The organism is Corynebacterium sp. HMSC064E07 (assembly GCF_001815745.1).
Taxonomy (GTDB): Bacteria; Actinomycetota; Actinomycetes; order Mycobacteriales; family Mycobacteriaceae; genus Corynebacterium; species Corynebacterium jeikeium_D.
Map to the genome: position 1 here is coordinate 184,461 of NZ_KV821828.1, position 23,750 is coordinate 208,210.

General features: G+C 58.3%; 24 protein-coding genes. 20 read left to right on the forward strand and 4 right to left on the reverse strand.

Translation table 11 applies throughout. The features are described from left to right. The first annotated feature begins 29 nt into the window (after positions 1 to 29). The 6 genes from HMPREF3053_RS09395 to HMPREF3053_RS09420 all read left to right on the forward strand — a co-directional run bounded on the left by HMPREF3053_RS09395 (position 30) and on the right by HMPREF3053_RS09420 (position 6,445). Positions 30 to 368, forward strand: a complete 339-nt coding sequence (locus HMPREF3053_RS09395; RefSeq protein ID WP_070566214.1) for a hydrogenase maturation nickel metallochaperone HypA — start codon at positions 30 to 32, stop codon at positions 366 to 368. 16 nt (positions 369 to 384) lie between these two features. After that, a complete protein-coding gene (hypB, locus tag HMPREF3053_RS09400) occupies positions 385 to 1,203 on the forward strand; it encodes a hydrogenase nickel incorporation protein HypB (RefSeq protein ID WP_070566216.1) in 819 nt (272 codons plus the stop codon). 330 nt (positions 1,204 to 1,533) lie between these two features. Further along, the gene (locus HMPREF3053_RS09405) at positions 1,534 to 2,772 is read left to right on the forward strand and encodes a hydrogenase small subunit (RefSeq protein WP_070549734.1); all 1,239 of its coding nucleotides are present in this window, start codon (positions 1,534 to 1,536) and stop codon (positions 2,770 to 2,772) included. 13 nt (positions 2,773 to 2,785) lie between these two features. Beyond that, the gene (locus tag HMPREF3053_RS09410; protein ID WP_070767612.1) at positions 2,786 to 4,534 is read left to right on the forward strand and encodes a nickel-dependent hydrogenase large subunit; all 1,749 of its coding nucleotides are present in this window, start codon (positions 2,786 to 2,788) and stop codon (positions 4,532 to 4,534) included. Further along, on the forward strand, positions 4,531 to 5,799 hold the full coding sequence (cybH, locus tag HMPREF3053_RS09415; protein ID WP_016422187.1) for a Ni/Fe-hydrogenase, b-type cytochrome subunit: 1,269 nt from the start codon (positions 4,531 to 4,533) through the stop codon (positions 5,797 to 5,799). The genes HMPREF3053_RS09410 and cybH overlap by 4 nt, the downstream gene beginning before the upstream one ends. 61 nt (positions 5,800 to 5,860) lie before the next feature. Continuing rightward, entirely contained in the window at positions 5,861 to 6,445 is a 585-nt protein-coding gene (locus HMPREF3053_RS09420) for a hydrogenase maturation protease (RefSeq protein ID WP_049191165.1), read from the forward strand. On the opposite strand, the gene HMPREF3053_RS09425 is transcribed toward HMPREF3053_RS09420, so the two are convergent. Beyond that, positions 6,442 to 6,801, reverse strand: coding sequence for a hydrogenase maturation nickel metallochaperone HypA/HybF (locus HMPREF3053_RS09425; RefSeq protein ID WP_172954599.1), 360 nt, complete (start codon positions 6,799 to 6,801; stop codon positions 6,442 to 6,444). The two genes, HMPREF3053_RS09420 and HMPREF3053_RS09425, sit on opposite strands and share 4 nt — an antisense overlap. Before the next feature lie 40 nt (positions 6,802 to 6,841). Here HMPREF3053_RS09425 and HMPREF3053_RS09430 point away from each other — a divergent pair, with 40 nt between their 5' ends. Then, a complete protein-coding gene (locus tag HMPREF3053_RS09430) occupies positions 6,842 to 8,197 on the forward strand; it encodes a nickel-dependent hydrogenase large subunit (protein WP_049172780.1) in 1,356 nt (451 codons plus the stop codon). A 4-nt stretch (positions 8,198 to 8,201) separates the two neighbouring features. Then, the gene (locus HMPREF3053_RS09435; protein WP_049172782.1) at positions 8,202 to 8,462 is read left to right on the forward strand and encodes a HypC/HybG/HupF family hydrogenase formation chaperone; all 261 of its coding nucleotides are present in this window, start codon (positions 8,202 to 8,204) and stop codon (positions 8,460 to 8,462) included. Here the strand turns inward: HMPREF3053_RS09435 and HMPREF3053_RS09440 are convergent. Beyond that, entirely contained in the window at positions 8,459 to 10,045 is a 1,587-nt protein-coding gene (locus HMPREF3053_RS09440; RefSeq protein ID WP_049172784.1) for an LCP family protein, read from the reverse strand. The two genes, HMPREF3053_RS09435 and HMPREF3053_RS09440, sit on opposite strands and share 4 nt — an antisense overlap. Positions 10,046 to 10,262: 217 nt before the next feature. Here HMPREF3053_RS09440 and rfbD point away from each other — a divergent pair, with 217 nt between their 5' ends. The 4 genes from rfbD to HMPREF3053_RS09460 all read left to right on the forward strand — a co-directional run bounded on the left by rfbD (position 10,263) and on the right by HMPREF3053_RS09460 (position 14,060). Then, positions 10,263 to 11,237 carry a dTDP-4-dehydrorhamnose reductase gene (gene rfbD, locus HMPREF3053_RS09445; RefSeq protein ID WP_070642938.1) on the forward strand — a complete coding sequence of 325 codons (975 nt, stop codon included), beginning with the start codon at positions 10,263 to 10,265 and terminating at the stop codon, positions 11,235 to 11,237. 11 nt (positions 11,238 to 11,248) lie between these two features. Continuing rightward, positions 11,249 to 12,172 carry a glycosyltransferase family 2 protein gene (locus HMPREF3053_RS09450; protein ID WP_070767613.1) on the forward strand — a complete coding sequence of 308 codons (924 nt, stop codon included), beginning with the start codon at positions 11,249 to 11,251 and terminating at the stop codon, positions 12,170 to 12,172. 41 nt (positions 12,173 to 12,213) lie between these two features. Then, positions 12,214 to 13,371 (forward strand): mannose-1-phosphate guanylyltransferase, encoded by a 1,158-nt coding sequence (locus HMPREF3053_RS09455; protein WP_070767614.1) that lies wholly within the window; start codon positions 12,214 to 12,216, stop codon positions 13,369 to 13,371. A gap of 320 nt (positions 13,372 to 13,691) precedes the next feature. Further along, complete coding sequence (locus HMPREF3053_RS09460) at positions 13,692 to 14,060, forward strand: WhiB family transcriptional regulator (RefSeq protein ID WP_005510060.1); 369 nt, start codon at positions 13,692 to 13,694, stop codon at positions 14,058 to 14,060. A 373-nt stretch (positions 14,061 to 14,433) separates the two neighbouring features. On the opposite strand, the gene HMPREF3053_RS09465 is transcribed toward HMPREF3053_RS09460, so the two are convergent. Further along, positions 14,434 to 14,916, reverse strand: coding sequence for a metallopeptidase family protein (locus HMPREF3053_RS09465; RefSeq protein ID WP_070767615.1), 483 nt, complete (start codon positions 14,914 to 14,916; stop codon positions 14,434 to 14,436). 172 nt (positions 14,917 to 15,088) lie between these two features. On the opposite strand from HMPREF3053_RS09465, the gene HMPREF3053_RS09470 reads away from it, so the two are divergent. The 4 genes from HMPREF3053_RS09470 (at position 15,089) to manA (ending at position 19,336) form a co-directional block, all read left to right on the forward strand. Next, entirely contained in the window at positions 15,089 to 15,496 is a 408-nt protein-coding gene (locus tag HMPREF3053_RS09470; RefSeq protein WP_005509890.1) for a DUF3499 domain-containing protein, read from the forward strand. Between the two features lie 116 nt (positions 15,497 to 15,612). Beyond that, positions 15,613 to 16,992 carry a phosphomannomutase/phosphoglucomutase gene (locus tag HMPREF3053_RS09475; RefSeq protein WP_083295704.1) on the forward strand — a complete coding sequence of 460 codons (1,380 nt, stop codon included), beginning with the start codon at positions 15,613 to 15,615 and terminating at the stop codon, positions 16,990 to 16,992. 38 nt (positions 16,993 to 17,030) lie between these two features. Next, the gene (locus HMPREF3053_RS09480) at positions 17,031 to 18,047 is read left to right on the forward strand and encodes a hypothetical protein (protein ID WP_070767616.1); all 1,017 of its coding nucleotides are present in this window, start codon (positions 17,031 to 17,033) and stop codon (positions 18,045 to 18,047) included. Between the two features lie 86 nt (positions 18,048 to 18,133). Further along, on the forward strand, positions 18,134 to 19,336 hold the full coding sequence (manA, locus tag HMPREF3053_RS09485; protein WP_049172794.1) for a mannose-6-phosphate isomerase, class I: 1,203 nt from the start codon (positions 18,134 to 18,136) through the stop codon (positions 19,334 to 19,336). On the opposite strand, the gene HMPREF3053_RS09490 is transcribed toward manA, so the two are convergent. Then, on the reverse strand, positions 19,333 to 20,073 hold the full coding sequence (locus HMPREF3053_RS09490) for a hypothetical protein (RefSeq protein WP_070767617.1): 741 nt from the start codon (positions 20,071 to 20,073) through the stop codon (positions 19,333 to 19,335). The genes manA and HMPREF3053_RS09490 overlap by 4 nt on opposite strands. 350 nt (positions 20,074 to 20,423) lie before the next feature. Here HMPREF3053_RS09490 and HMPREF3053_RS09495 point away from each other — a divergent pair, with 350 nt between their 5' ends. The 4 genes from HMPREF3053_RS09495 (at position 20,424) to mtrA (ending at position 23,724) form a co-directional block, all read left to right on the forward strand. Beyond that, on the forward strand, positions 20,424 to 20,798 hold the full coding sequence (locus HMPREF3053_RS09495) for a DUF4259 domain-containing protein (protein WP_070767618.1): 375 nt from the start codon (positions 20,424 to 20,426) through the stop codon (positions 20,796 to 20,798). A 67-nt stretch (positions 20,799 to 20,865) separates the two neighbouring features. Beyond that, positions 20,866 to 22,320, forward strand: coding sequence for an adenosylhomocysteinase (ahcY, locus tag HMPREF3053_RS09500; RefSeq protein ID WP_070767619.1), 1,455 nt, complete (start codon positions 20,866 to 20,868; stop codon positions 22,318 to 22,320). Between the two features lie 45 nt (positions 22,321 to 22,365). After that, a complete protein-coding gene (locus HMPREF3053_RS09505) occupies positions 22,366 to 22,995 on the forward strand; it encodes a dTMP kinase (protein ID WP_070767664.1) in 630 nt (209 codons plus the stop codon). Positions 22,996 to 23,049: 54 nt separating this feature from the next. Beyond that, positions 23,050 to 23,724 (forward strand): MtrAB system response regulator MtrA, encoded by a 675-nt coding sequence (mtrA, locus tag HMPREF3053_RS09510; RefSeq protein ID WP_048731669.1) that lies wholly within the window; start codon positions 23,050 to 23,052, stop codon positions 23,722 to 23,724. The last annotated feature ends 26 nt before the right edge of the window (positions 23,725 to 23,750 follow it).

Sequence of the window (23,750 nt, forward strand, 5' to 3'; positions counted from 1 at the left end):
GGTCCGTTCGCACTGCTAGTTTGGAGATTGTGCACGAAGTAGCGTTGAGCATGCAGTTGGCGAAGGTTGTCACGAGAGCAGCCGAAGGTCGAACTGTACGCACTGTGCACCTGCGGATAGGCGCTCTACGGCAGGTTGTGCCAGAAACCCTTTCATACGCGTGGGATTTCGTCAGTCGCGATACCGGTTTGAGGGACGCGAAATTGGATATTGACTGGGTACCTGCGGTTGTCGAATGCGCGCACGGGCATCGCGAACAGGTGGGGCCACTCGACGGCCTGCTGTGCCCCACGTGCGGAAAGCCAGGACGCGTAATCTCGGGGGAAGAGTTCACAATCGTCGACATCGACGTCGACACGCACAAGTAGGAAAGACGGTTTTATCATGGGACGTTTCCACCGGCATGACGGCGATGACGCACACCACCATCACCACCATCATCATGACCACGACCATGACCACCATCACGGCCATGACCACGTTCATCTCGCCGATCCCGATGACACTAGCCACGGCGACCATTCGGGTTATGAAACCGGCGTGGAACGCGTGACCATCCTCGAGGACATCTTCAGCGAAAACGACCATCGCGCGGAGCACAATCGCGAGCTGCTTGCTGAACATGGCGTGGAAGCCATCAACCTGATGAGCTCCCCGGGCTCAGGCAAGACTGCGCTGTTGGAGAAGACACTGGCGGCTGCGCAGGGAAAGCTGCGCGTCGGCATTATCGAGGGCGATATTGAGACGGCTCTCGATGCCGACCGCTTGGAGGGCTACGGGGCACAGATTTCGCTGCTGAACACGGGCAACGGATTCGGTGGTGAATGCCACTTGGACGCCCCGATGGTCTCCCGCGCGCTCGAGGGGCTGGATTTGGCCACGCTTGACCTGGTCATGATTGAAAATGTGGGAAACCTTGTCTGTCCGGCTGAGTTTGAGGTCGGTGAGACTCGCAAGGCAATGGTCTACTCCATCACCGAGGGGGAGGATAAGCCGGTCAAGTACCCGGTGATGTTCCGCTCTGTGCAGGTAGTGGTTATCAACAAGATGGACCTTGCCCCGTACCTTGACTTCGACATGGAGCTCTTCCGCGCCAACCTGGAAAAGGTCAATCCAGGCGTGAAGGTGATTGAGGTCTCCGCTAAGACCGGGGAGGGCATCGACGAATGGCTCCGTTGGGTCAACCCTGCGCTGGTTGATTAAGCGCGCGCCGGGGGCCGTCGTGAAGCAATGGGGGCAGCACGGCATGCTTGACGACGGCCCCGCTGCCCCCTCGCTTCGCTCCACCTTAGTGGGGGATAGGTGATATCCCGCTGTAATCTGCGGCGGTTTTTCACGTTCATTACCTGTACCTGGAGCTATATTTACGCAACATTTATCTTGCATATTATTTTGTTATAACCGCAGCGCAGCGCCATTATTCAGGTTGTTCTTAGGTCGCTATACTTGGCCATGTATAGGCAATGGGCCTGGGTAGTTGTAAAACCTCGAAACCAATATTCCTAATAACTAAGCAGAAGGCGCAGCGAAAAAATGATTAGTGGCGCGAATTGGCAGGAAGGGACCCTCGGCGAAAACCTCGCTAGAGCTGGTGTCTCACGGCGCAGTTTCATGAAGTTTTGTGGCACTATGGCGGCAATTTTTGCCGCCGGAACTCCGAATGTCGGTGAGGCTGCGGCGCAGTCACTGACTCCCTCGGCGGAGGAAATCGCAGATAAGCTCTCGGCTGTAAAGAAGCCGAAGGTGGCTTGGCTGCAGTTGCAGGAATGTACCGGATGTATGGAATCCGTATTGCGTTCCGGAGGCACCACTGCTGAAGATGTGGTGCTGAACCTGGTTTCGATGGACTACAACGAGCTGCTCATGGCACCGTCCGGGCATGCGGCTGAAAAGGCTTTGGACGACATGAATGCCGAGGATCACATTCTGGTGGTCAATGGCTCGATTCCGACCGGCGAGAACGGTGCGTACTGCACCATTGGCGGTAAGTCGGCAGAACAGGTGCTGCTCGAGGCTGCTGAGAAGGCCACGGCAATCCTGGCCGTTGGTGCCTGCGCAGTCTGGGGTTCTGTCCAGGCTGCTAAGCCGAATCCGACCGGTGCCAAGGGTGTCGATGAGATTATCAAGGGCAAGCCGGTGATTAACGTCTCTGGTTGTCCGCCGATTGGTGAGGTGATTACGGCCACCCTGACGTACGTACTCACTTATGGCAAGACACCGGAGGTCGACGCTGAGGGGCGGCCAAAGTTTGCCTATGACCAGCGTATTCACGACTCCTGCCCGCGTCGTGCGCATTACGATGCCGGTCAGTTCGTGAAAACCTTCGACGACGAGGGCGCACGCAACGGTTGGTGCCTTTACGAGGTCGGCTGTAAGGGGCCATCCACGTTTAGCCCATGCCCAATCGTGCAGTGGAACCTTAAGTCCGGTTGGCCAATCGGTGCTGGTCACCCATGTATTGGCTGTACTGAGAAGGACTTCTTCGACCAGTTCACTCCGTTCTACGACAAGCTGCCGGGAATCCCGGGTATTGGAGTGGAGTCCAGCGTGAACAAGGTCGGCGTTGGACTGCTGGCTGCCACTGCCGCGGGTGCCGCGGTCCATGGCGGACTCACATTGGTGAAGGAACTGAAGATAAGGCGCTCCAACGGCGAAGAAAAGGTGTTGGCTGCGTTTGGTGGTGTGGAAGGCCGGAAGCCACCGATGGTCGACCTTCCTTCAAACGCACCAGGCACGCAGAGCGAGACAGCATCCGATTCGAAGGACAACTAAGGGGGCATAGGACATGGCTACGGAAAAAGTTGTAATCGACCCGATTACCCGAATCGAGGGACACCTTCGCATTGAGCTGGAACGCGAGGGAGACCAGATCAAAACCGCGTGGAGTGAGACTACTCAGTTCCGCGGTATCGAAACCATTGTGAAAAACCGCGATCCTCGCGATGTCTGGGCATTCGTTGGTCGTATCTGTGGTGTGTGCACGGGTACTCACTCGGTGGCGTCCATTGCCGCTGTCGAAGATGCCATTGGCTCGACACCGCCCCCGCAGGCACGTCGTATTCGCGACCTGGTGATTGGCTCGCAGGAGATTCACGACCACGTCGTGCATTTCTACCATCTTCACGGTCTGGACTGGATTGATGTCACGAAGGTTCTCGAGGCCGATCCGAAGAAGACCGTTGAGTTCGCGCAGTCGATCGGTTCGACGTGGAAGGGCAATAACGAAGAAACCTTCGCCCGGGTCAAGGAGACCGTGCAGGGCATTGTGGACTCCGGCCAGCTGTCCATCTTCACCGGCGGCTACTGGGGACATGAGGACTACCGCTTGCCGCCCGAGGCCAACCTGATGGCAGTGTCGCACTACCTCGACGCCTTGGCTTTCCAGCGCTCTATCATCCGCATTAACACCGTCTTCGGCGGTAAGAACCCACACCCGAACTTCCTGGTCGGAGGCATGGCGTGCTCCATCGACCCGGAACGCTCGGAGACTGTCAACCAAGTCGGCATTGATCAGATCAAGTCCTGGATCGACGAGATCGTGGAGTTCGTCAATGACTGCTTCTACCCAGATGCAGTCGCCATCATGAGCGTTTACAAGGACTACTTCGACATCGGTCGCTCCTCCGACAGCTTCCTGGCGGTAGGCATGGCCGGCGCCACTTACTCCGGCGACCCGGCTAAGTCCCGTGTCCAGACCGTGCATCCAGACATCAAGCCCGGTGTCATTCTCGACGGTGACTACACCAAGCTCCACCCATTCCAGCCGGAAAAGATCGAGGAATTCATCAACTCCGCCTGGTATACGCAGGAAGCCGGCGATGATGTCGGCCTCAAGCCGTATGACGGCGAAACAACTGTGAACTACACCGGCCCGAAGCCGCCGTACGAGTGGTTGTCGGACAATGAAAAGTACACCTGGTCGAAGGCGCCGCGTTACGACGGTCGCGCTGTTCAAGTTGGCCCGGTTGCTCGTGTGCTGTTGGCATACCTGCAGAAGGAGCCGGAGACAATGCGCCTGGTCGACGAGGTCATGGATAAGCTCGACCTGCGCATTGAGCAGATGAACTCCACTGCGGGACGCACCTACGCACGTGCTGTGGAGTCTGTGACCACCGCCAATTACTTGGCAGATCACATTTTCCCGGAGTTCGTTGAGGCCCTGAAGAACGGCGACATCGATGTCTTCGACAACAGCTGTTGGGAGCCGACCACGTGGCCGGAAAAGTGCCAGGGCGTGGGCTTCCTCGAGGTCGCTCGTGGCATGCTCAGCCACTGGGTCAAAATTGAAAATGGCAAGGTGACCAACTACCAAGCCGTGGTTCCCACCACGTGGCTGGCCGGTGGCCGTGACCCGAAGGGGCAGCTTGGCCCATACGAGCACGCGCTGGCTGGCGATGGCACACATCCGCTGGTTGATCCCGAGCAGCCGCTTGAACCACTTCGCACGATTCATTCCTTCGATCCATGTATGGCCTGCGCAGTCCACATTTTGGATCCGGCTGGTCAGGAAATGTTTAAGGTGACGACGGCATGACACCCCCAGTGAGTGAAAATCCGGAACTGCGACTAAAAGATTCCAAGGGCAACCCCCTGGTTATTGCGGTTATTGACGCACACACCAGCCACTGGTTGTCGCCATCCGAGGTCATTCAGGCCGCAGCAATTGTCCCGGACGACTCCCGCGATCCTGTCGACCTTGCGCTAAAGGTCAGCTTGCGTCGTCGTCGTGACGATCTTTTCCACCTCGACGGCACGCCACTGATGAAACTGACCCCGGATTCCTACGACCCGGCGACGCCTGACCGCCGTTACTCCATTGCCAAGGTGCACGGCCTCAACATTGCGGATCAAACGGTCGATGTCGCCATCATGCGCGGTGAATTGAATGCGGTCGTTGAGGCATCCACGATGTCCCGTGAGGAAGGCGTTCTACTTCGTCGTAACGCGAACATGCATCATGGTCGCGGGCACCGCAGCATGGGCGTCGCGCTTGCGCCCATTGACAAAGACGGAAATATCATCGGAGAGTTCATCTTCGAAGGATTCGTGGCAATGGGGCTGCGGAAACTCGACGAGGCCATTGCGGAGAACAAGAAGGGCTCCGGTTCGTGGGTCGAGGTTCACCTGTGGGGATGGGCGCTGCGCGTTCAACATTGGTTGAACCTGGCGCTGATGTTGGTGATGACCTTTACTGGCTGGTACATCATGCAGCCCTATTTGACTGAGCGCACCTATGACGGCTCGGCCGCGGGATTCGCGATGGGATATGTCCGTTTCGCGCACTTCTTAGCCGGATTCCTATGGATCGCGGTGGGGCTATGGCGTGTCATTCTGCTGTTTGTTACCCACGACCGACAAACACGATGGCGTGCGCTATGGCCGATTTATAACAAGCAGGATGTTAAAGACCTCTGGCACACGATGCAGTACTACCTCTTCCTGCGCAAGGAAGGGCCGTTCTACTTCGCACACAATCCGCTGCAGCAGCTGGCGTACACCGGCATTTACGCGATGTGTTTCATCCAGATGCTCACAGGTTTGTCGCTATACGCGATGATGGACCAGTCCAACTGGTTCTTCCAGCTGTTGGCTATGCCCACGCACTGGATTGGCATCGGCTACTTCCGCCTGATTCACACAATCATCATGTACCTGATTTGGCTCTTCGCCATCATTCACGTCTACCTGGTTATCCGCTCTGATGCGGTACACAACCACGGTGGTCTGTCCTCGATGATTGGTGGCTCTGTCTGGCTACCGCGCGGCACGCAACCGGTTGACTCTCCACGCATTGGATAGGAGATCATTGGGTAACGATAAGGTGTCCGACGCAGTCACCGGTGCTGATGCTGGCACTCCGTTGGTGACGGTTCTTGGCATCGGCAACCCCGTCATGGGCGACGACGGCATTGGTCTCGAGCTGCTGAGGCGCCTTGCCCCAGAACTGGAATCTGCAGGCATGGGGCAGACAACGCAGGCCGGGGATTCTGCGCATCTGGTCTGGTCGCCCTCCAACCTCGATGATCCTGCGAACCTCGCCGGGCGAGGGGACGAATGGACGGGTGCGGTTGCCTACATCGATGGTGGCACCTGCGGTATGGAGTTGCTGCCCATCGTGCAGGAGGCCAAGAACCTATTGTTGCTCGACGCTCTCGCTGGTCCGGGGGATCCCGGTACCGTCGTCAAGCTCGTCGGTGACCAGATCCCTAGACTATTGGCGGCAAAGCTGTCCGCGCATCAGGTCGGCTTGCTGGATTTGCTCACCGCGGCGCGACTGCTGGGGCAGGAGCCTGAGCGCGTCGGTGTGGTGGGAGTGGTCTACGAGTCTGCCGACATGGTGGTGGGGCTCAGCAACACGGCACTTGGCGGCATTGAGGAGGCGACTGAGGTTGCGCGCGAGCTCATCGACAGCTGGCTTGCCGACGAGCGCGACAGTGACGTCTAACCCTCGCCCTCAGCGCTGACCTCAATACTGGAGATTTCAAACTCGCGGCCGTGCCGCAAATCCGCAGTTGGGGTGCCGCAGACAGGGCAGGTTAGAGCATAGAATTCATCAATTTCATGCTCAGCCTCGCAGGTGGGGCAGTAGACCGTCGAGACAATGAGCTCGGCATCTAACTCGGCGCCCTCACACTGCGTCGCGGCACTGGCCACAGGCCATGCGGCGATGAGGGAATCGTAGACGACCCCGGAGCGGTCGCCCACACGCATTGACACCTTTGTCACGGTACGTCCCGGGCAGACCTCGGCAATCTTTTCCACCACGCTGGTCAACAATCCAAGCTCATGCACAGATACCATTATGGCGAAGCACTCAGCGCGAAGGAGGCGCAGGCGGACCATGTCATCCAAATCCGTTCCGGTTACCCAGCACATCCAGCTCGATGAGCTTGTTGACCCATTCGAGGCACGACTGGATGTCTATCGCGATGACAACGGCGCCATCACACAGGTGTCCTTCGACCTTTCAGGGCTGCCGCGTATCGACGGGATGCTCGTGGGCAAGCAGGCGCTGGCTGTACCAGATATCACCAAGCGGCTGTGTGGCCTGTGCCCGGTTGTGCATCATCTTGCAGGCGTGCGGGCGGTAGAGGACCTTTACGGGGTCTTCGACATTCCTCGAACCGCACAGTTGATTCGAGAGCTGCTGGCGGCCGGGTCGACCTTGGATAATCTAGCGACCAAATTTGTGGCCGTCGACCGCGAGGGGGCGCGGGCAATGAAGCGTGCCGGAAAAGCTCTGATGCGTGCAGCGGGGGCACCGTCGCACTTCCCGGATGTCGCCGTCCCCGGCGGTGTGCGCGCGACAGTGGATAAGACGCTGGTTTCTGAGGCAGAAACTGCTCTGGAGGTACTGGCTGAGACGGCGGTAATCAAGGAAGTGGAGCTTCTTCCCACTCCCGATGCCCCTGATGCTTGGACGGATACTTTTGACGGCCTCGACGTGGCAGTTGTCGATGCCGACGGTGAGCTTGCGCCGCTGGGAAATTACCTCGCAGTCGCGCGGCATGACACCGATACCGCGGCGGAGATTTTCCCGGCTGCTGATTGGCCCACACGCGTTCGTGAATCCCGTCCGGGCGATGCCGCTCCCAGACCGGTGTTTGATGCCTCGAAGGAGTTGGGCAAGCATGGCTGTGAAGGTCAGCGGGCCGATTTCTACCGGGTGGGGCCGGTCTCCAGACAGGTTGTCGTCGATAAGCGTGGGGTGAGCCCACGCGACGCCCAACGCCAGCTTCTCGCTGACACCGTGGCTTGGGCGAGGCGGGTGCTTTCCGACGGGGAACTGCTCGGCGAGCATGTGTGCGATCCGAATGCTGCGACAGCGATTGAGAATGCTGACTTTGAAGGGCATCGCAGTGGTGTCGGGATGATTGACGGGCCGCGCGGGCTGTTAGTGCATCGCTATACGGCAGGGGCTGACGGCATCATCACGGATTGTCAGATCATGACACCAACTGCGCAGAACGAACCCTGGCTGACTCGTATGCTCACCGAGCAGCTGTGCGGCGGCGGAGAGGCTGCGGGGGTCGAGAAGTCCATCTGGGCCGCTGATCCGTGCTTACCGTGTAGTTCGGCACCTGCGGGAGTGATGACATTCACGATGCAGGAACATGCCGGTGCACCTGCGGACAATATGACAACGGATAGCCGTGGTTCGGCGGACGCCCCGACTGTAGCGGAGAGGACGAAGTAACACGATGTGTCTTGGAATTCCTGCCCGGGTTTTGGCAATAGCCGATGGTCCACTGCCGATGGCGACAGTGGATATGGCGGGGCAGAAGCGGCAATGCTCGGCAATGTACGTGCCTGAGCTGGTGGCAGGTGATTGGGTGTTCGTCCAGAACGGGTTCATCATGAACGTGCTGGACGAACAGGAGGCCAAGGAGTCCTTAGCCGCAATTGAGGAATATAACCTCATCGAACATGTCGCTGAGGTCTCCCCGAAGGGGCGGACCTAGTTCACGCAGGTCACGCCAGCGGCGTCAATAGCGGGGCGATCTTCCTGCGGAATTTCGCCGCCCTCTTGGCCGATGATGTCGCCATTGGAACCATCTTCAACTTCAGGCGCAGGTTCGGCACCGTCGCCCGAATCAGTGGCCATTCCCTCTGATGTCAATCCTGGGCCGTCGTAGTCACCGGCAATTGTCACTGAGATGTGGTGCGGATCGAGGTATGGATCGTGGACAATCGGTACGCCACCGAGTGCTTCAGAAATGGCCTGAGCTGCCGGATCCTCTGGGTCAGCCGCATTGATCTGGCTGGAGGCAACGCCGGCGAACTCAGCGTTGCCGACCTCTCCCTGGGTGTAGCCCTTTTCTGTTAAGAAACCTGAGACGCCGCTGGCCAAACCTTCAATGCCTGTGGCGTTGTAAACGCTGACTGTAGTTTCAGCCGCGTTGGGGTCAGCCTTCTTATCGTCTTCTTCCTTCGTCGGAGCTTCTTCTTCCTTGGTGCCCAGCAGGGTCTCGAAGTACTGGTGGACTTGGCCCTTATCGATTGTGACCACCGACTCGCCATAGTCACCAACACCGTCAATCGAGGTCACCGGGATAGTTTCAAACTTCACGTTGCCACCACTGAGGCCCTGCATCTGGGTAGCAAATCCGGTGACATCCCAGTTGTCGTCGAGCACCACTGAGCGCTGGACAGCGTTGCCCAGTTCAGACAGCTTCGCGGGATTGGACAGTGTGCCAGCGCCGAGCAGCTTATTGGTGAACGAGGCCATGAAGACCTGCTGGCGAGTAATTCGGTCGAGGTCACCGCGGGGCAGGCCGTGGCGCTGGCGGACGAATGAGAGCGCGTCGGCACCCTTCAACGTCTGTGAGCCCGCCGGGAAGTCCGCACCAGAGAACTCGTCGTAAACAGCCTCATTCAGACATACATCGACACCGCCGATGGCGTCGGTGAGCAGGACGAAGCCGAGCAGGCCAACTTCTGCGTAGTGGTCAACGGTGATACCGCTGAGGTCGCTAATGGTTTCAATTAGAGCTCTACGTCCGGCCTCGGTCGAGCGACGCTCAATGTCTTCCGGCGAGGCGCCGCTTCCTGCGAGTTCCTCTTCGACCATCTGCTTTGTGTTGCCGTAGACACCATTAATCTTTGTGTTGCCTAGGCGATTGGTGTGGACATAGGTATCGCGCGGAATGGAAATTGCCGTCGCTGAAGAACCATCGGCAGGAACACGAATCACAATAATCGTGTCTGTATTCGTGGCTTCTTCGTCGCCGGCACGCAGAAGCTCAACTTCTTCCGGAGTCAGCGGGTTGCCCTGGGCATCGGTGCGAGAGTCGGAGCCGACGAGCAGAATATCGGTTGCACCGTCCTTCTCACTGCCCAGACCGAAGTCGCCACCCGAACCCAAGTTGTCGGTGGTTCTACCAAGTGTCCACCAGCCAACTGCGGAAATAACCAGGATAATGGCTGAGAGCAGCACAAGCGCATTGCGTAGCATCGGCGGCCAAGCCTGGGCTGTACTCTCTGCAGAGGACGGTGGCGCTTGAATATCGCGTGCGTGACGCGCGCGTGGCGTGTGGCTGCTCAAACCGGGGCTCCTCTTAAACCGTTTTTCGAAAATATAATTTGTGCTGCAAGTCTGCGTGGGCATTCCACACATCGTGGAGCGCAGTAAGCAGCTGCGGAAACTACATAAACCTTAACCGTCCAACCGTGTGCGGTTGCACCTCAACACAGTGTCAATCCGTATCCGGTTACACCTCAACACAGTGTCAATCGTATCTACGATAGTGATAAAGAAGAATATGTCCGAAATTTCAGTCTCGCATTTCGCCACTCCTGGACCAACCCACAGCAACTCGCGGCGTCCCATTGTCGCCATAACTGGCGCGGCGGGACAGCTGGGTACTGCGCTTCAGTGTGATTCTTTCGCCGCCGATGTTGAGGTGCTCGCTCTTACGCGGGCACAGTTGGATATCACTGATTCGGCTGCTGTGGAGGCAACGCCTCTGCTTGACGACGTCGACATCATCATTAACGCGGCAGCGGCGACCGATGTCGATGGCGCAGAATCCGATCCCGGTTCGGCGCACCTTATCAATGCACTTGGACCGAAGTACTTGGCGGCTCGGGCGAAAAAAGAAGGCGCGTATCTCATTCACATCTCCACCGACTATGTCTTCGGTGATGTAGCAATCGATGAGATGACGGGGCAGCGCCGAGCGCTGCGAGTTGATGATTTCACCGCGCCTCAGACTATGTATGGACGTACCAAGTTAGTGGGGGAGAATAATGTGCGTGATTCGGGTGCGCGTTTCGCTATTTTGCGCACGGCGTGGGTCTGGTCGGGGCCCACACAGCCGGAGGCCAAGGACTTCGTTTCCACGATGATGCGTCTGGCAGAGACGGCGACTGACGACAAAGGCAATCCGGCAATTATTAAGGTCGTTGACGATCAGCACGGAAACCCCACATTTGTCGGTGATCTCGCCGGAGCTATCTGGGAATTGTCCGAACGTGTGTTGTCCGAACCGAGCAGCGCACCGACCGGCACCTTCCATGTCACGGGCAGCGGTGAGGCGACATGGTTCGAAGTGGCTCGCGAAGTGTTTCGGCTCACCGGTCACGATCCGCAGCGTGTGGCGGCTTGTACCAGCAGTGAGTTCCCACGTCCGGCCCCACGTCCGGCCTGGTCCGTGTTGGATGGTTCGGCATGGAGTGAGGTAGGTCTACATGCGCTTCCGGAGTGGCAGGACACTTTGCGGGCAGTCCTGACCTAGGGTCTAGGTTTGTGATTGAAACCTCGAATTCCCCGCAACCCTCGCAGCTTCCGCTCGGTGTGGTCACCGTGACCTTTTCGCCCGGTGAGCACCTGAGCAAGCTGGTGGATTCGCTGGGCCCCGCCGCCAGTGCCTCCACGCGCCTGATTATGGCCGACAACGGCTCGACGGATGGTTCCGTGGAGAAGGAAGAAGCTCGGGCCAAGGAGACCGGAGCGGATGTTCAGCTTCTGCGCACCGGCGGCAACATTGGCTATGGCGCGGCCGCCAACCGTGGCATTGCGGAGCTGGGGCGGGCTCGCCGTGCCGGTGAAATCAATCCTGATTACGTCATGCTGGTCAACCCTGACGTGGTGTTTGCCCCTGGCGCAATCGATATTCTGTTGGAATGCGCGCAGCGCAATCCCAAAGCCGGAGCGATTGGTCCGCTGATTCGCGAGGCGGATGGCAGCGTGTACCCGTCGGCACGCGCGGTTCCTAAACTTGTCAGCGGTATCGGGCACGCGCTGCTTGCCGATATCTGGCCTACTAACCCTTTCTCACGGCGCTACCGGGATGACACGGATATGGATCGTGAGCGATCGGCGGGATGGTTGTCGGGCGCATGCCTGCTGCTGCGGTGGGATGCGTTCGACCAGATTGATGGCTTTGATACCCGCTACTTCATGTACATGGAGGACGTGGATTTGGGTGACCGACTGGGCAAGGCCGGTTGGATCAATATTTTCTGTCCCCGTGCAGAGATTCGTCACGCGCAGGGGCATTCTGCCAGTAAGCACCCGGAAATTACCGTAAAGGCCCATCACGAGTCGGCATACCGTTTTATGTCAGATCGCCTGCCGGGGCCGGCGCTGGCACCTGTGCGACTGGCATTGCGTTTGGGGCTGTTCCTGCGTGGCAAAGTCATAATCGCGGTCAAAAAGCGTAGGAATTAATTAACTGTTGGAATGATCCATCGAAGAAAGTTACCGATTTCATGACTACCGAAGTTCGTCCGAGTGCTGGGCATGGCTCCGCCTTCCAGCCGGGAGCGGATGCTGCACAGCAGGCGGGAGCCACGTTGGCTGAACAGACTGACGCTGTCATTCTGGTTGGCGGGCAAGGTACGCGTTTGCGTCCCCTTACCGTGAATACGCCGAAGCCGATGCTGCCCACGGCAGGGCATCCATTCCTGGAGCATCTGCTTGGCCGCATTCGTGCAGCAGGTATGAAGCACGTGGTATTGGGCACCTCCTACCGAGCTGAAGTATTTGAAGAACACTTCGGCGACGGTTCGGATTTGGATCTCGAAATTGAATACGTCTTTGAGGCTGAGCCGCTGGGAACCGGTGGCGGTATCCGAAACGTCCTAGACAAGCTGCGCTATGACACCGCGATGATTTTCAACGGCGATGTCCTCGGCGGTACCGACTTGCGTGCGGTGTTGGGTACTCACGCGGAGAAGGATGCGGACGTCACGATGCACCTCGTACGTGTGCCGGATCCACGCGCGTTCGGCTGTGTCCCGACCGATGAGGATGGGCGCGTCCTGGAGTTCCTGGAGAAGACCCAGGATCCGCCAACCGATCAGATTAATGCCGGTATCTACGTGTTCCGCCGCGAGATTATCGAATCGATTCCGGCTGGTCGTCCTATTAGCGTTGAGCGTGAAATCTTCCCAGCGCTGCTTGACCGCGGTATGAACGTCTACGGTCACGTTGATTACGCCTACTGGCGTGACATGGGGACTCCGGGTGACTTCGTCCGCGGCTCCTCCGATTTGGTCCGCGGTATCGCGCCGTCACCGCTACTAGAGGGTAAGCACGGCGAAGCGCTTGTCGACGAATCAGCGTCGGTCGGTGGCGGCGCTCTTCTCTACGGTGGTTCTGTCGTCGGACGTGGGGCGGAGATTGGTGCGGGAGCTCGGATTGATCAATCGGTGATCTTCGACGGCGCACGCATCGGTGCCGGTGCTGTGATTGAGCGCTCTGTGATTGCCGATGGCGCCGATATTGGCCCGCGGACGGTCATCAGTGATGCCATTATCGGCGAGGGTGCCGTCGTTGGTGCGCGCTGTGAATTGATCAACGGTATCCGTGTGTGGCCGGGCGTCCAGATCCCCGATCACGGAGTACGTTTTTCGACGGATGTCTAGTCTGCAGCCTTCGGCGTGTCAGACTTTTGTCGGCAATATCTGATTAGAGTTGCCGAAGTGTCGTCAAAGTTGCTGGTGAGAGGCATGTGGCGAATGTGATTGAGTTCAGGTGGCAGGTTTAGGGTTCGGGCGCCATCCTTCAACCTGAACTTAATCCCCAACGCGGGGGGAGGGGCTTCAGGGGCAATGAAAAGTATTGGGGCAAATTCTCTATTCGGCTTGACCGATGGTGGGTTACACGTGTGTAATCACAAATGTGTGTTTCGCACACTAAGCCCAATTTAAAGACCCGCAGCAACAACCATCAGGAGGCCCTCGGCATGGAAAAGTCCAGCATGTTTGATGGCGGCTCTGCTGTGGATAGTGAGACGAATGCGGGTGACATCGCTGTGAATGATAGCTCCTCTGAAAACCAGCCTCGGCCGTTGACAGAGTGGGCAGATGACCTTTCGGGGTTGTTTGAAGCCGTCGATCAGGACTGGCAGGAGCAAGCTCTGTGTGCCCAGACCGATCCAGAAGCTTTCTTCCCTGAGAAGGGTGGATCCACTCGCGAAGCAAAGCGTATTTGTCGTGCTTGTGGTGTGCGAGATGAATGCCTGGAGTTTGCTCTCGAGCATGATGAGCGCTTCGGCATTTGGGGTGGCCTCTCTGAGCGTGAGCGCCGCCGTTTGAAGCGGCAGATTGGCTAGGGCAGCCGGGTCTGTATTTTATCCTTCGCTCGACCTCGCAGTTTCCCCTTGGGTAATACCCTGGGGGATTTTTCGGTGAACGAGTTTTTCCTGCTCTCTAGGGTTAATAGACGAAAATATGTCCGCTCAGCATGTCGCTGGGTGGGCCCTTTTGTCGCTTAGTTCTTAATGCGAGTTACTGACTGCGTTTATGACAAAAAACGCCCGAAAAATGGCCTGAAAGTGTCATAAACTTGCACAGTTTCACATTTGCAGCCCGTATTTACGTGTGCAGCCCGTAATTTATGGGGCCTGACCAGTTACTATCTTGAGAATCACAGACACTTTTTGTCTATATACCCGGTTTCTAGGGAGCTCCTTAGGAGAAAGCTTTCTACAGGAAGTTCTCGTTGAAACTAGGGTCCACCTCAACCGGGTCAATGCCCAGATATACCGCTACCAGGCGGGTCAGTACATATTGCAGCATCTGGTCGAGTTCCACTCGGCCCGAGACACGGCGCTCAATGGGGCGGCGGAACACTACTACGCAGGGGCGGGTGGGGTTGCCTACGCGGTCAATGCCAGCGGGGATAAGCCGTCCCAGTGGTACAGGTCCGTCAGCGACAATCTCTTCCGGGAAGTACATGTACGGGCGTAACTGCATGCGAGGAATCGTGTCGATGGCGATGTCCAGGTGTGACAGTTGTCGGGACCAGCGCTGATCCAATGGGGCGTAGGCGTCAATAACCGCCTGGTCAAAAGCTTCTGAACGGCTCTTCCAGCGGGGTACCTCCGGCGGCAACAGAGGTCCCCGAGGTCCGCGACCGCGTCGCAGTGAGCGTCGCAAAGAGCGCGGAGTATAAGCCGATGAATTCATATTTGTTGAGCTTAATCGGTCGGATCGTCAACGTGGGTGAGGCCAGCTTCCGGCCATGTCGCAGGTTTACTGGGTAAGGCTGGGGTGCCCCGGGGGAGCGTCGGAAAGCGAAAAACGCCCGAGTGGGAGAAAAACTATCGAAACTTAAAGTTAGGGTCTAGACTTTGATGCCGTGAGTGTTTTTAGACGTTGTTGCCGGCCCGGCTGTGGCAAACCTGCCGTAGCTACGTTGACGTATGCCTACGCGGAGTCGACGGCTGTGGTGGGTCCGCTCGCCGCCGCGTCCGAACCGCATAGCTGGGATCTCTGTGAGAAGCACGCGCGTTCTATCACCGCACCGCTGGGGTGGGAGCTCGTGCGTTACGACGTGCCGACGCCCGCCCAGGACGATGATGATTTGACCGCATTGGCGGAAGCCGTCCGTGAAGCTGGCCGCAACGCGACTGGCCTGGTGCTGCGGGATGAGGTCGACAACCGTCCTCAGACCTACAAGATTGATTCCAGCCGTCACCCGTCGACGCGGAAATCCGCGCGCGGTCACCTGCATGTAGTTCGCGATCCGGAGGATTCGGACGACTAACGGGTCGGGCGCCGTGCCCCAGCTCATGCCATCTTGCCGCGGCATTTCTTTGTGAGAGCCTCTCTGGGGCTAGTATCATTTTTCACAAAACTGATACTTACCCAGAGAGGTTTTTCGTGGGCACTTACAATCGTTCCGATTTGGATGCCGTCATCAAGGCCTATGACGTGCGCGGTGTTGTCGGTGAGGGCATCGACGCGGACCTCGTCGGAGCCATCGGCGCCGCCTTTGGGCACATCATGCGTTCAGAGGGCGCAACGCGTGTCGTAGTTGGCCACGATATGCGTGAGTCCTCGCCGGAGTTGGCGGCTAGTTTCGCCGATGGCGCGGCAGCGCAGGGGCTCAATGTCACCCTGCTCGGCCTGACCTCTACGGACGAGCTGTATTTCGCCTCCGGAGTAAGGGAATGCCCGGGCGCGATGTTCACTGCCAGCCACAACCCAGCTGAATACAACGGCATCAAGATGTGCCGTTCGCTGGCCCGCCCAATCGGGCAGGAGACAGGGCTTGCTCAGATTAAGGACCTGCTTGTCGACGGAATTCCGGAGTACACCGGCACTCCGGGCGAAATTGATCGTGAGGATGTTCTGCAGGATTACGCGGCGTTCCTCCATGGGCTGGTCGACATTCGCTCCGGCCGTCGCCTGAAGGTTGCAGTCGATGCCGGTAACGGTATGGGGGGACTGACAGTTCCGGCAGTGCTCGGAGAAGACATGGATGTTGCTGATCTCTACTTTGAGCTCGACGGCAACTTCCCGAATCACGAGGCCAATCCATTGGAGCCCGCCAACCTCGTTGACCTACAGAAGTTTACGGTGGAGCAGGGCGCAGACATCGGTATTGCCTTCGATGGCGACGCTGACCGCTGCTTCGTCGTCGACGAGAAGGGCAACCCGGTCAGCCCATCGGCCATCTGTGCGTTGGTGACCACCCGCTACCTGGAGCAGAACCCGGGTGCGGCTATCATCCATAACCTGATCACATCGCACGTCGTGCCGGAGATGATTGTGGAAAACGGCGGAACCCCGGTTCGTACCCGTGTTGGGCACTCCTTTATTAAGGCGCAAATGGCCGAGCACAGTGCTGTTTTTGGTGGCGAGCATTCAGCGCACTACTACTTCAAGGAATTCTTCAACGCAGACTCCGGCATGCTGGCTGCCATGCATGTCCTGGCCGCACTGGCCGAGCAGGATAAGCCGCTGAGTGAATTCATGGCCGAGTACAACCGCTACGAGGCCTCCGGTGAGATTAACTCCCGCCTGGGTAGTGCCGAGGAGCAGCAGGCCAAGCAGAAGGAAATCGAGGCCGCGTTTGCCGATCGCACGGAGTCCTCGGACTGGATGGATGGCCTGACCATTGAGCTGGCGGACTCCAAGGCGTGGTTCAACGTCCGGGCCTCCAATACGGAGCCGCTGCTGCGTCTGAACGTCGAGGCTCCGACGCGTGCTGAGGTCGACGCTCTTGTCGACGAAGTTCTCGGCATCATCCGCGGTTAATCAACCCCACGCGCCCGTTTTCAGGCATGCTTGGGAGTATGACCTCGTCATTCGACTCCTCCCATAACCCGCGCCAAGAGGCCCTGTTCTATCGTATGGCCACTGCCGGTGCAGGTCTCAGAGCTGCTGCTTCCGCGACTCGCGGGGGTGCGTTTGCTCAACTTTCACTGCCGCGCAGTGCGGTCATCCTCGTGGGAAATCGTCGGGCGCAGCTCGCTGCCGAATCCGTGCGCGCGCTTGCCGACGATATCCGCTGTCCGGTGGTAATTGCGCATCAGTTGCCTAGTTATGTCGGTGCCCTCGACTTGGTCATAGTCTGTGACGACAACCCCGGCAGCCCACTGGGGGCAGCTCTGGCTGAAGCTGATAGGCGAGGTGCTGCCACGGTCGTGGTGGATCCCGGTGAAGGGCCACTGCGTGCCGCCGGTAGCCCCGATACGGTTGTGGTTCCGCGCCCGGCGATGGCGGAGTCCGCGTCCTTTACCGCCTATGTCGGTGCCATCTCCAGCGCGCTCACCGAATGTGGTGCCACCGCCCTGGCTCCGGCCGGGGTAGTGGAGGAAGTCGCTGATGCGGTGGACGCCGATATTGCTGCCTGTGCTCCGCAGCGAGATGAAACAGTTAACCCCGCGCGGCAGGTAGCGCAGTGGGTGGCAGGCCGCAGAATGCTTGCAGTGTCGACGACCTCGGCGCTGGCACCGGTAGCGGAACTGGCATCGTTACAGATGCTTGAGGCAGGCGTGGTCTCGGCAGCGTCGTCGATAAGCGAATTGTCTCTTAGCGTGGGCGCGTTGCTCGCTGCAGAACCCCAGGAAAGCCGCGATATTTTCTATGACCCGTTTATTGATGGTGGGGATGAAGGGGCGACAGTGCTACCGTTGGGGGCGATTGTTTTAGCTGCGCCGAACAATGTGGGCCACTACCGGGACCACTACGGCGAGGTTGGATGGGCTCGTGTGGAGTGCCCTGCGCTCGATGCGGAGACTCATCATCCATTGGTTGAAGTATGTGTTGCTGCAGCCAGAGTTGGTGCGATTGCGGCGTTTTCTGCGTAATCGCCGGGTGTCACCGAAGGCTTTTGGGCCTTCGGTGAGATTGGCGTGCTCGCGCCAGAAGTGACTATTAGAGGAGTGATACGGGCATGGAGCTGTTGGACCCCGTGCTGCAGTCGTACCCCTGGGGGTCTCGTACACATTTGGCGAGAATCACCGGTGCGGACGCTCCCACATCGAAGCCCTGGGCGGAACTGTGGTTTGGTGCGCATGCACTGGCATCGGCCACGGTGGCCGGCACGCCGCTGGATGAGCTCATTGCGCAGGATCCGGCAGCTGCGCTCGGATATGCAATTGACACCGACAACGGCAGGCTGCCGTTCCTGTTGAAGCTGCTCGCAGCCGATGAGCCGTTATCGCTGCAGGCACACCCCACCTTGGCAGAAGCTCAGGAGGGATTTGCACGCGAAAATGCGGAGGGCATTCCGGCCACTGCACATTTCCGAAATTACCGGGACAACAACCACAAGCCGGAACTTATTGTCGCCCTGACTACCTTCGACGCGTTGGCCGGATTCCGCCCGGTGGAGCGCACGAAGGAGTTGCTCGCGACGCTGGCGGTACCGGAGCTCGACCATTACATGGGACTGCTCGATGCCGCCGATGACGAGAGTGCTCTGCGGGCATTGTTTACAACGTGGTTGACGTTGCCCCAGGATGTCCTCGATGAGCTGGTCGAGGCCGTGGCTGCCAAGTGCGCGGATTACAGTGGCGATGACGAGGAGTTCTCGCGAGTAGCCGAGACCACTTGCGAACTGGCTCGAAAGTATCCGGGGGACCCGGGAGTCCTGGGGTCGATGCTGCTTAATCGCCTTCGCTTACAGCCGGGCGAAGCCATCTACCTTGGTGCTGGACAGCTGCATGCTTACCTCAATGGCATGGGCGTGGAAATCATGGCCAACTCCGACAACGTGCTGCGCGGAGGGCTGACCTCTAAGCACGTCGATGTCGTGGAGCTACTGCGCGTGCTCTCTTTCCGACCGCTGCCAGATCCGGTGCTGCAGTCGCGGCTGACCGATGATGGCTGGAATGACTATGACGCGCCGGTGCGCGAGTTTCGCCTTCGTTCGCGGGATCTGGAGCCGGGCGAACATGTTCTGCTCGACGAAGAATCCGCCACGGTTGTGTTGTCTACAGCGGGCACGGTGGCGTTGCGTCACGACGACTCCGTGGTTGAGGTTCCCAGCGGCCATGCGGCCTGGGTTCCGGCTGTCGACGCAGTCGATATTGAGCTGACTGCGCGCCAAGACGGGGCAACCGTCTTTGTCGCGACCGTCCCGCGGGTGGGTTAGTCCTCGTCGTTATCGAAGAGATTTCCCAGGAATCCGGAGTCCTTCGGCTTTTCCGGGATTGGGGAAATCTTGCTATTGCTAGCCCCATTGCCGCCAGTGGTGTCCTTCTCCGTCGAAGGGGTCTGGTCCTTCGGAGGTGTCGGCTCCTTCGAAGGAGTCTTCTGAGGAGTCTCGGACGGAGTTGTGGTTTGCGTACCCGACTGGGACTGCGCCTGCGATGAAGGCGGCTTCGGCTCAGCTGCTGCACCACCATCGCCTTCCGGAAGACTGTCGTTCGGCTTTTCCGAGTTATCTTCCGGTAGCAGTGGCACCGGCTTGCTGGGCGTCGGCGAAGATATGTCGTCCGAGGTGGGCTCTGTGGTCTCCGTGGTCGTCGGAGGTGTCGATGTCGTCGACGTCGGAGTTGTCGCACTTGAGCTTGTGGAAGTCGGGGGGATGTACGCCTGCGGTGGCAGGTACGGATCCTCAACGATCTCGGTGCTCGATGACGTGGTCGGACGAGATACTAGACTGTCGTTCGTCTCAGTCAGCGAGGAATCTGAATTCGGTTCAGTGGTCTGCTGCAGCTCGGCATCACTAGGAACTGGAGGCAGTGGAGCAGAGGTCTCCATTTCCGACTGAGAGCCGGCGTTTTCCGGATTTGCACCCTTGGCGGCATTGCTATCGGAGCAGCCTACGAGCGAAGCGCTCAGGGGAAGGGCTGCGAGCAGAAGAGCTCCAAAAGCCTTCTTCACCATGGTAGGTACTCCTTTCGTGTCATGCGTGAGGTCGCCCTGTAACGAAAAAGATAACAGTTGCATTACGAGGTCTGGGAACTAACTTAACATGCCCGTTATCGTCTCTCTAGGGTGAAAATTGTGTTGAAGGGATTAAATATGTCTCTCGAACTGTAAAAGTGACGAAAAGTCGGGTAGAACTTCGGTAAGGCCACATGCGGTTTTCCGGCTAGCGGTACGTGCAGGCGACAGCTTTTAGGTCGGCGGCCAGATTACCGTGGGCTCGTCGAAAAGCGCTCTTTGGAAAGCGCTCGTCGATAGACGAAAACTGGCTATTGGTTCGAAGCGCGAAAGGAGCGTGGCCACCTATCATGTCCATCTGGGATACTGAGATTTTTGGTAGCGATTCGGTCATTGAACTCTTCGATGAGGTTCAGGATCTCGACTCACAGGATCGTGTTGGTGCATTGATTGATGCTGGCCGCATTGGGGTGGATTCGGAAAATAGCGATGAGAAAGCATGCGCACTCGCGGCGGCTGTGATCATTGCAATTTGGAATGGTGCGCCATTTAGCGGCGGTGACATTGTGGAGGACTACAGCTTCATCCGGGAGGGAATCTCCGAGGCGCACGGCAGCGAGGAAGATGCGTTGGCTATCGCATCCGAGGTCTTCGATAGTCTTCTGGGGGAACTCAGTGAGTCTGACCAGGCGGCGCTGGAAAACTGCATCGAAGCGGTAGAGTAACTCTCGCGTCCCCAGTAGTAATTCTTTAAGAAGAATCTCACGTCAAAGAATCTAGAGAAAGCGTTACATGTCCTCGAAGAACATTGATTTCAAGGTTGCAGACCTCTCCCTGGCTGAGGCCGGTCGTCACCAGATTCGTCTGGCTGAGCACGAGATGCCAGGCCTAATGGCGCTGCGCGAAGAGTACGCAGAGCAGCAGCCACTGGCCGGCGCCCGTATTTCCGGCTCCATTCACATGACGGTTCAAACCGCAGTGCTCATCGAGACGTTGACGGCGCTGGGCGCACAGGTCCGCTGGGCCTCGTGCAACATCTTCTCCACCCAGGATGAGGCCGCTGCGGCAGTCGTCGTTGGGCGAAACGGCACTCCGGAGGACCCGCAGGGTGTTCCGGTTTTCGCTTGGAAGGGCGAGACACTGGAAGAGTATTGGTGGTGCCTCGACCGCATCTTCGACTGGGGCGATGAAGATGCCAACATGATTCTGGACGACGGCGGCGACGCCACCATGGCTGTCATTAAGGGCATGGAATTCGAGGATGCTGGCCTGGTGCCGCCTGCAGAAGAGTCGGATTCGGATGAGTTTATTGCCTTCAAGGACATGCTTCGCGCCAGCCTGGAGAAGGATGCCGGCCGTTGGCACCGAATTGCAGAGTCGGTCAAGGGTGTCACAGAGGAGACCACCACTGGTGTCCACCGTCTCTACCACTTCGCAGAGCAGGGAGTGCTGCCATTCCCGGCCATGAACGTCAACGATGCGGTCACCAAGTCCAAGTTCGATAACAAGTACGGCACCCGGCACAGCCTTCTGGACGGCATCAACCGCGGTACCGACATGCTGGTTGGCGGCAAGAACGTACTGGTCTGTGGCTACGGTGACGTGGGTAAGGGATGCGCAGAGGCACTGGCTGGCCAGGGCGCTCGCGTTCAGGTCACCGAGGCCGATCCGATTAACGCATTGCAGGCTTTGATGGACGGTTTCGACGTTGTCGCTACTGAGAGCGTCATCGCAGATGTCGACATTGTCATCACCGCCACAGGCAACAAGGACGTCATTACTTTCGAGCACATGCAGCAGATGAAGAACCACGCGCTGCTGGGCAACATCGGGCACTTCGACAACGAGATTGACATGCACAGCCTGCACCATCGCGATGATGTCCGTCGTGTGGAGATCAAGCCGCAGGTCACCGAGTATATCTTCCCGCATGCAGACGGCGAAGAGCGCTCTCTGATCGTGCTTTCCGAGGGGCGTTTGCTCAACCTGGGCAATGCCACCGGACACCCGTCCTTCGTAATGTCGACCTCCTTCGCCGACCAGACGATCGCTCAGGTTGAGCTCTACTGCAACGGCGAAAAGTACGACAACTCTGTCCACCGTCTGCCGAAGATCCTGGATGAGAAGGTCGCTCGCATTCACGTCGAGGCACTTGGCGGCGAGCTCACCCGGCTGTCCAAGGAACAGGCCGAATACATCGGCGTTGATGTCGAGGGTCCGTATAAGCCAGAGCACTACCGCTACTAGTTCTAGCCAAGGCTAGGTCGTAGCCATGTGTGCGAGGAGAAAAATTTGATTATCGCAGTCGAAGGAATCGACGGTGCTGGCAAGAACACGCTTGTCACAGCTGTTACCAATCAACTCCGAAGTCAAGGGCACTCCGTTTCATCGATGACCTTTCCGGCGTACCGGCAGACGATCTTCGCTGATTTCGCCAATCAAGCTTTGCACGGTCAGCTCGGCGACACTGCGGACTCCGCTTGGGCAATGGCACTCCTGTTCGCTCTGGACCGCAAAGAACGTCGTCAAGCGATTGTTGATGCAGCACGCGAGAACGATGTTCTGATCATCGACCGCTACGTCGGGTCCAACGCGGCCTACTCCCTGGCGCGCACGCAGGATCCGGCGATCGTCGAGTGGATTGAGAAGACCGAATTCGGAGATTTCCAGCTTCCGCTTCCCGACGTTCAGGTCTGTCTGGCCACGTCGGTGGGAGTGGCAGCCGACCGCGCACGCAATCGGGAAGCCTCTGATGTGCAGCGAACTAGGGATACCTACGAAAAAGACGCGGGTTTGCAGGAGCGCACGCTGGCAGCGTACCAGAAGTTCGCGGGGGGCTCGTGGCAGTCACCATGGTTGATGCTTACGGGGGATGATGGGGCGGACCGTCTTGTGGAATGGATTAGTGCACGCCTGCGCTAGCCACCTCAACCGGAAACTACAGAACTAGATAGCTTTACGTTTAGAATATGACGCATGAGCTCAAAAATCCTGGTTGTTGATGATGATCCGGCCATCGCCGAAATGCTCACGATGGTGATGGAGCGCGAGGGCTTCGACACAGTAGTAGTCGACGATGGCCTCGAAGCTGTCAAGGCAGCAGAGCGGGAGAATCCAGATTTGATTCTGCTGGATCTCATGTTGCCGGGCATGGGTGGTGTCGATGTTTGTCGCACTGTGCGAGAGACATCGGCGGTGCCGATCATCATGTTGACTGCGAAGACCGACACGGTCGATGTGGTCCTCGGCCTGGAATCCGGTGCGGATGACTATGTCACGAAGCCCTTTAAGCCGAAGGAGCTCGTGGCGCGTGTGCGCGCTCGGCTGCGTCGTCAAGAGGACAGCCCGAGTGAGACCCTCGAGGTCGGCGACCTGACTATCGACGTGCCCGGTCACGCCGTGTTCCGCGATGGCAAGGAGATTTCTCTGACCCCGTTGGAGTTTGACCTATTGCACACTCTTGCATCCCGTCCGAAGCAGGTCTTTTCCCGTGATGAGTTGTTGGAAAAGGTCTGGGGATATCAGCACACCTCGGATACTCGGCTCGTCAACGTTCACGTTCAGCGGCTGCGCTCGAAGATTGAACTGGATCCGGAAAACCCCCAGATTGTGCTGACCGTCCGCGGTGTCGGGTACAAGACGGGTGACTAATCAAGGCCAGTCAGCTTTAGTGGGAG

Excerpts from the sequence above, each read along its gene's own strand:
- hypB (WP_070566216.1), top strand. The coding sequence starts at position 385 with ATGGGACGTTTCCACCGGCATGACGGCGATGACGCACACCACCATCAC.
- HMPREF3053_RS09405 (WP_070549734.1), top strand. The coding sequence starts at position 1,534 with ATGATTAGTGGCGCGAATTGGCAGGAAGGGACCCTCGGCGAAAACCTC.
- HMPREF3053_RS09410 (WP_070767612.1), top strand. The coding sequence starts at position 2,786 with ATGGCTACGGAAAAAGTTGTAATCGACCCGATTACCCGAATCGAGGGA.
- cybH (WP_016422187.1), top strand. The coding sequence starts at position 4,531 with ATGACACCCCCAGTGAGTGAAAATCCGGAACTGCGACTAAAAGATTCC.
- HMPREF3053_RS09425 (WP_172954599.1), bottom strand. The coding sequence starts at position 6,801 with ATGGTATCTGTGCATGAGCTTGGATTGTTGACCAGCGTGGTGGAAAAG.
- HMPREF3053_RS09430 (WP_049172780.1), top strand. The coding sequence starts at position 6,842 with ATGTCATCCAAATCCGTTCCGGTTACCCAGCACATCCAGCTCGATGAG.
- HMPREF3053_RS09435 (WP_049172782.1), top strand. The coding sequence starts at position 8,202 with ATGTGTCTTGGAATTCCTGCCCGGGTTTTGGCAATAGCCGATGGTCCA.
- rfbD (WP_070642938.1), top strand. The coding sequence starts at position 10,263 with ATGTCCGAAATTTCAGTCTCGCATTTCGCCACTCCTGGACCAACCCAC.
- HMPREF3053_RS09455 (WP_070767614.1), top strand. The coding sequence starts at position 12,214 with ATGACTACCGAAGTTCGTCCGAGTGCTGGGCATGGCTCCGCCTTCCAG.
- HMPREF3053_RS09460 (WP_005510060.1), top strand. The coding sequence starts at position 13,692 with ATGGAAAAGTCCAGCATGTTTGATGGCGGCTCTGCTGTGGATAGTGAG.
- HMPREF3053_RS09465 (WP_070767615.1), bottom strand. The coding sequence starts at position 14,916 with ATGAATTCATCGGCTTATACTCCGCGCTCTTTGCGACGCTCACTGCGA.
- HMPREF3053_RS09480 (WP_070767616.1), top strand. The coding sequence starts at position 17,031 with ATGACCTCGTCATTCGACTCCTCCCATAACCCGCGCCAAGAGGCCCTG.
- manA (WP_049172794.1), top strand. The coding sequence starts at position 18,134 with ATGGAGCTGTTGGACCCCGTGCTGCAGTCGTACCCCTGGGGGTCTCGT.
- HMPREF3053_RS09490 (WP_070767617.1), bottom strand. The coding sequence starts at position 20,073 with ATGGTGAAGAAGGCTTTTGGAGCTCTTCTGCTCGCAGCCCTTCCCCTG.
- HMPREF3053_RS09495 (WP_070767618.1), top strand. The coding sequence starts at position 20,424 with ATGTCCATCTGGGATACTGAGATTTTTGGTAGCGATTCGGTCATTGAA.
- ahcY (WP_070767619.1), top strand. The coding sequence starts at position 20,866 with ATGTCCTCGAAGAACATTGATTTCAAGGTTGCAGACCTCTCCCTGGCT.
- mtrA (WP_048731669.1), top strand. The coding sequence starts at position 23,050 with ATGAGCTCAAAAATCCTGGTTGTTGATGATGATCCGGCCATCGCCGAA.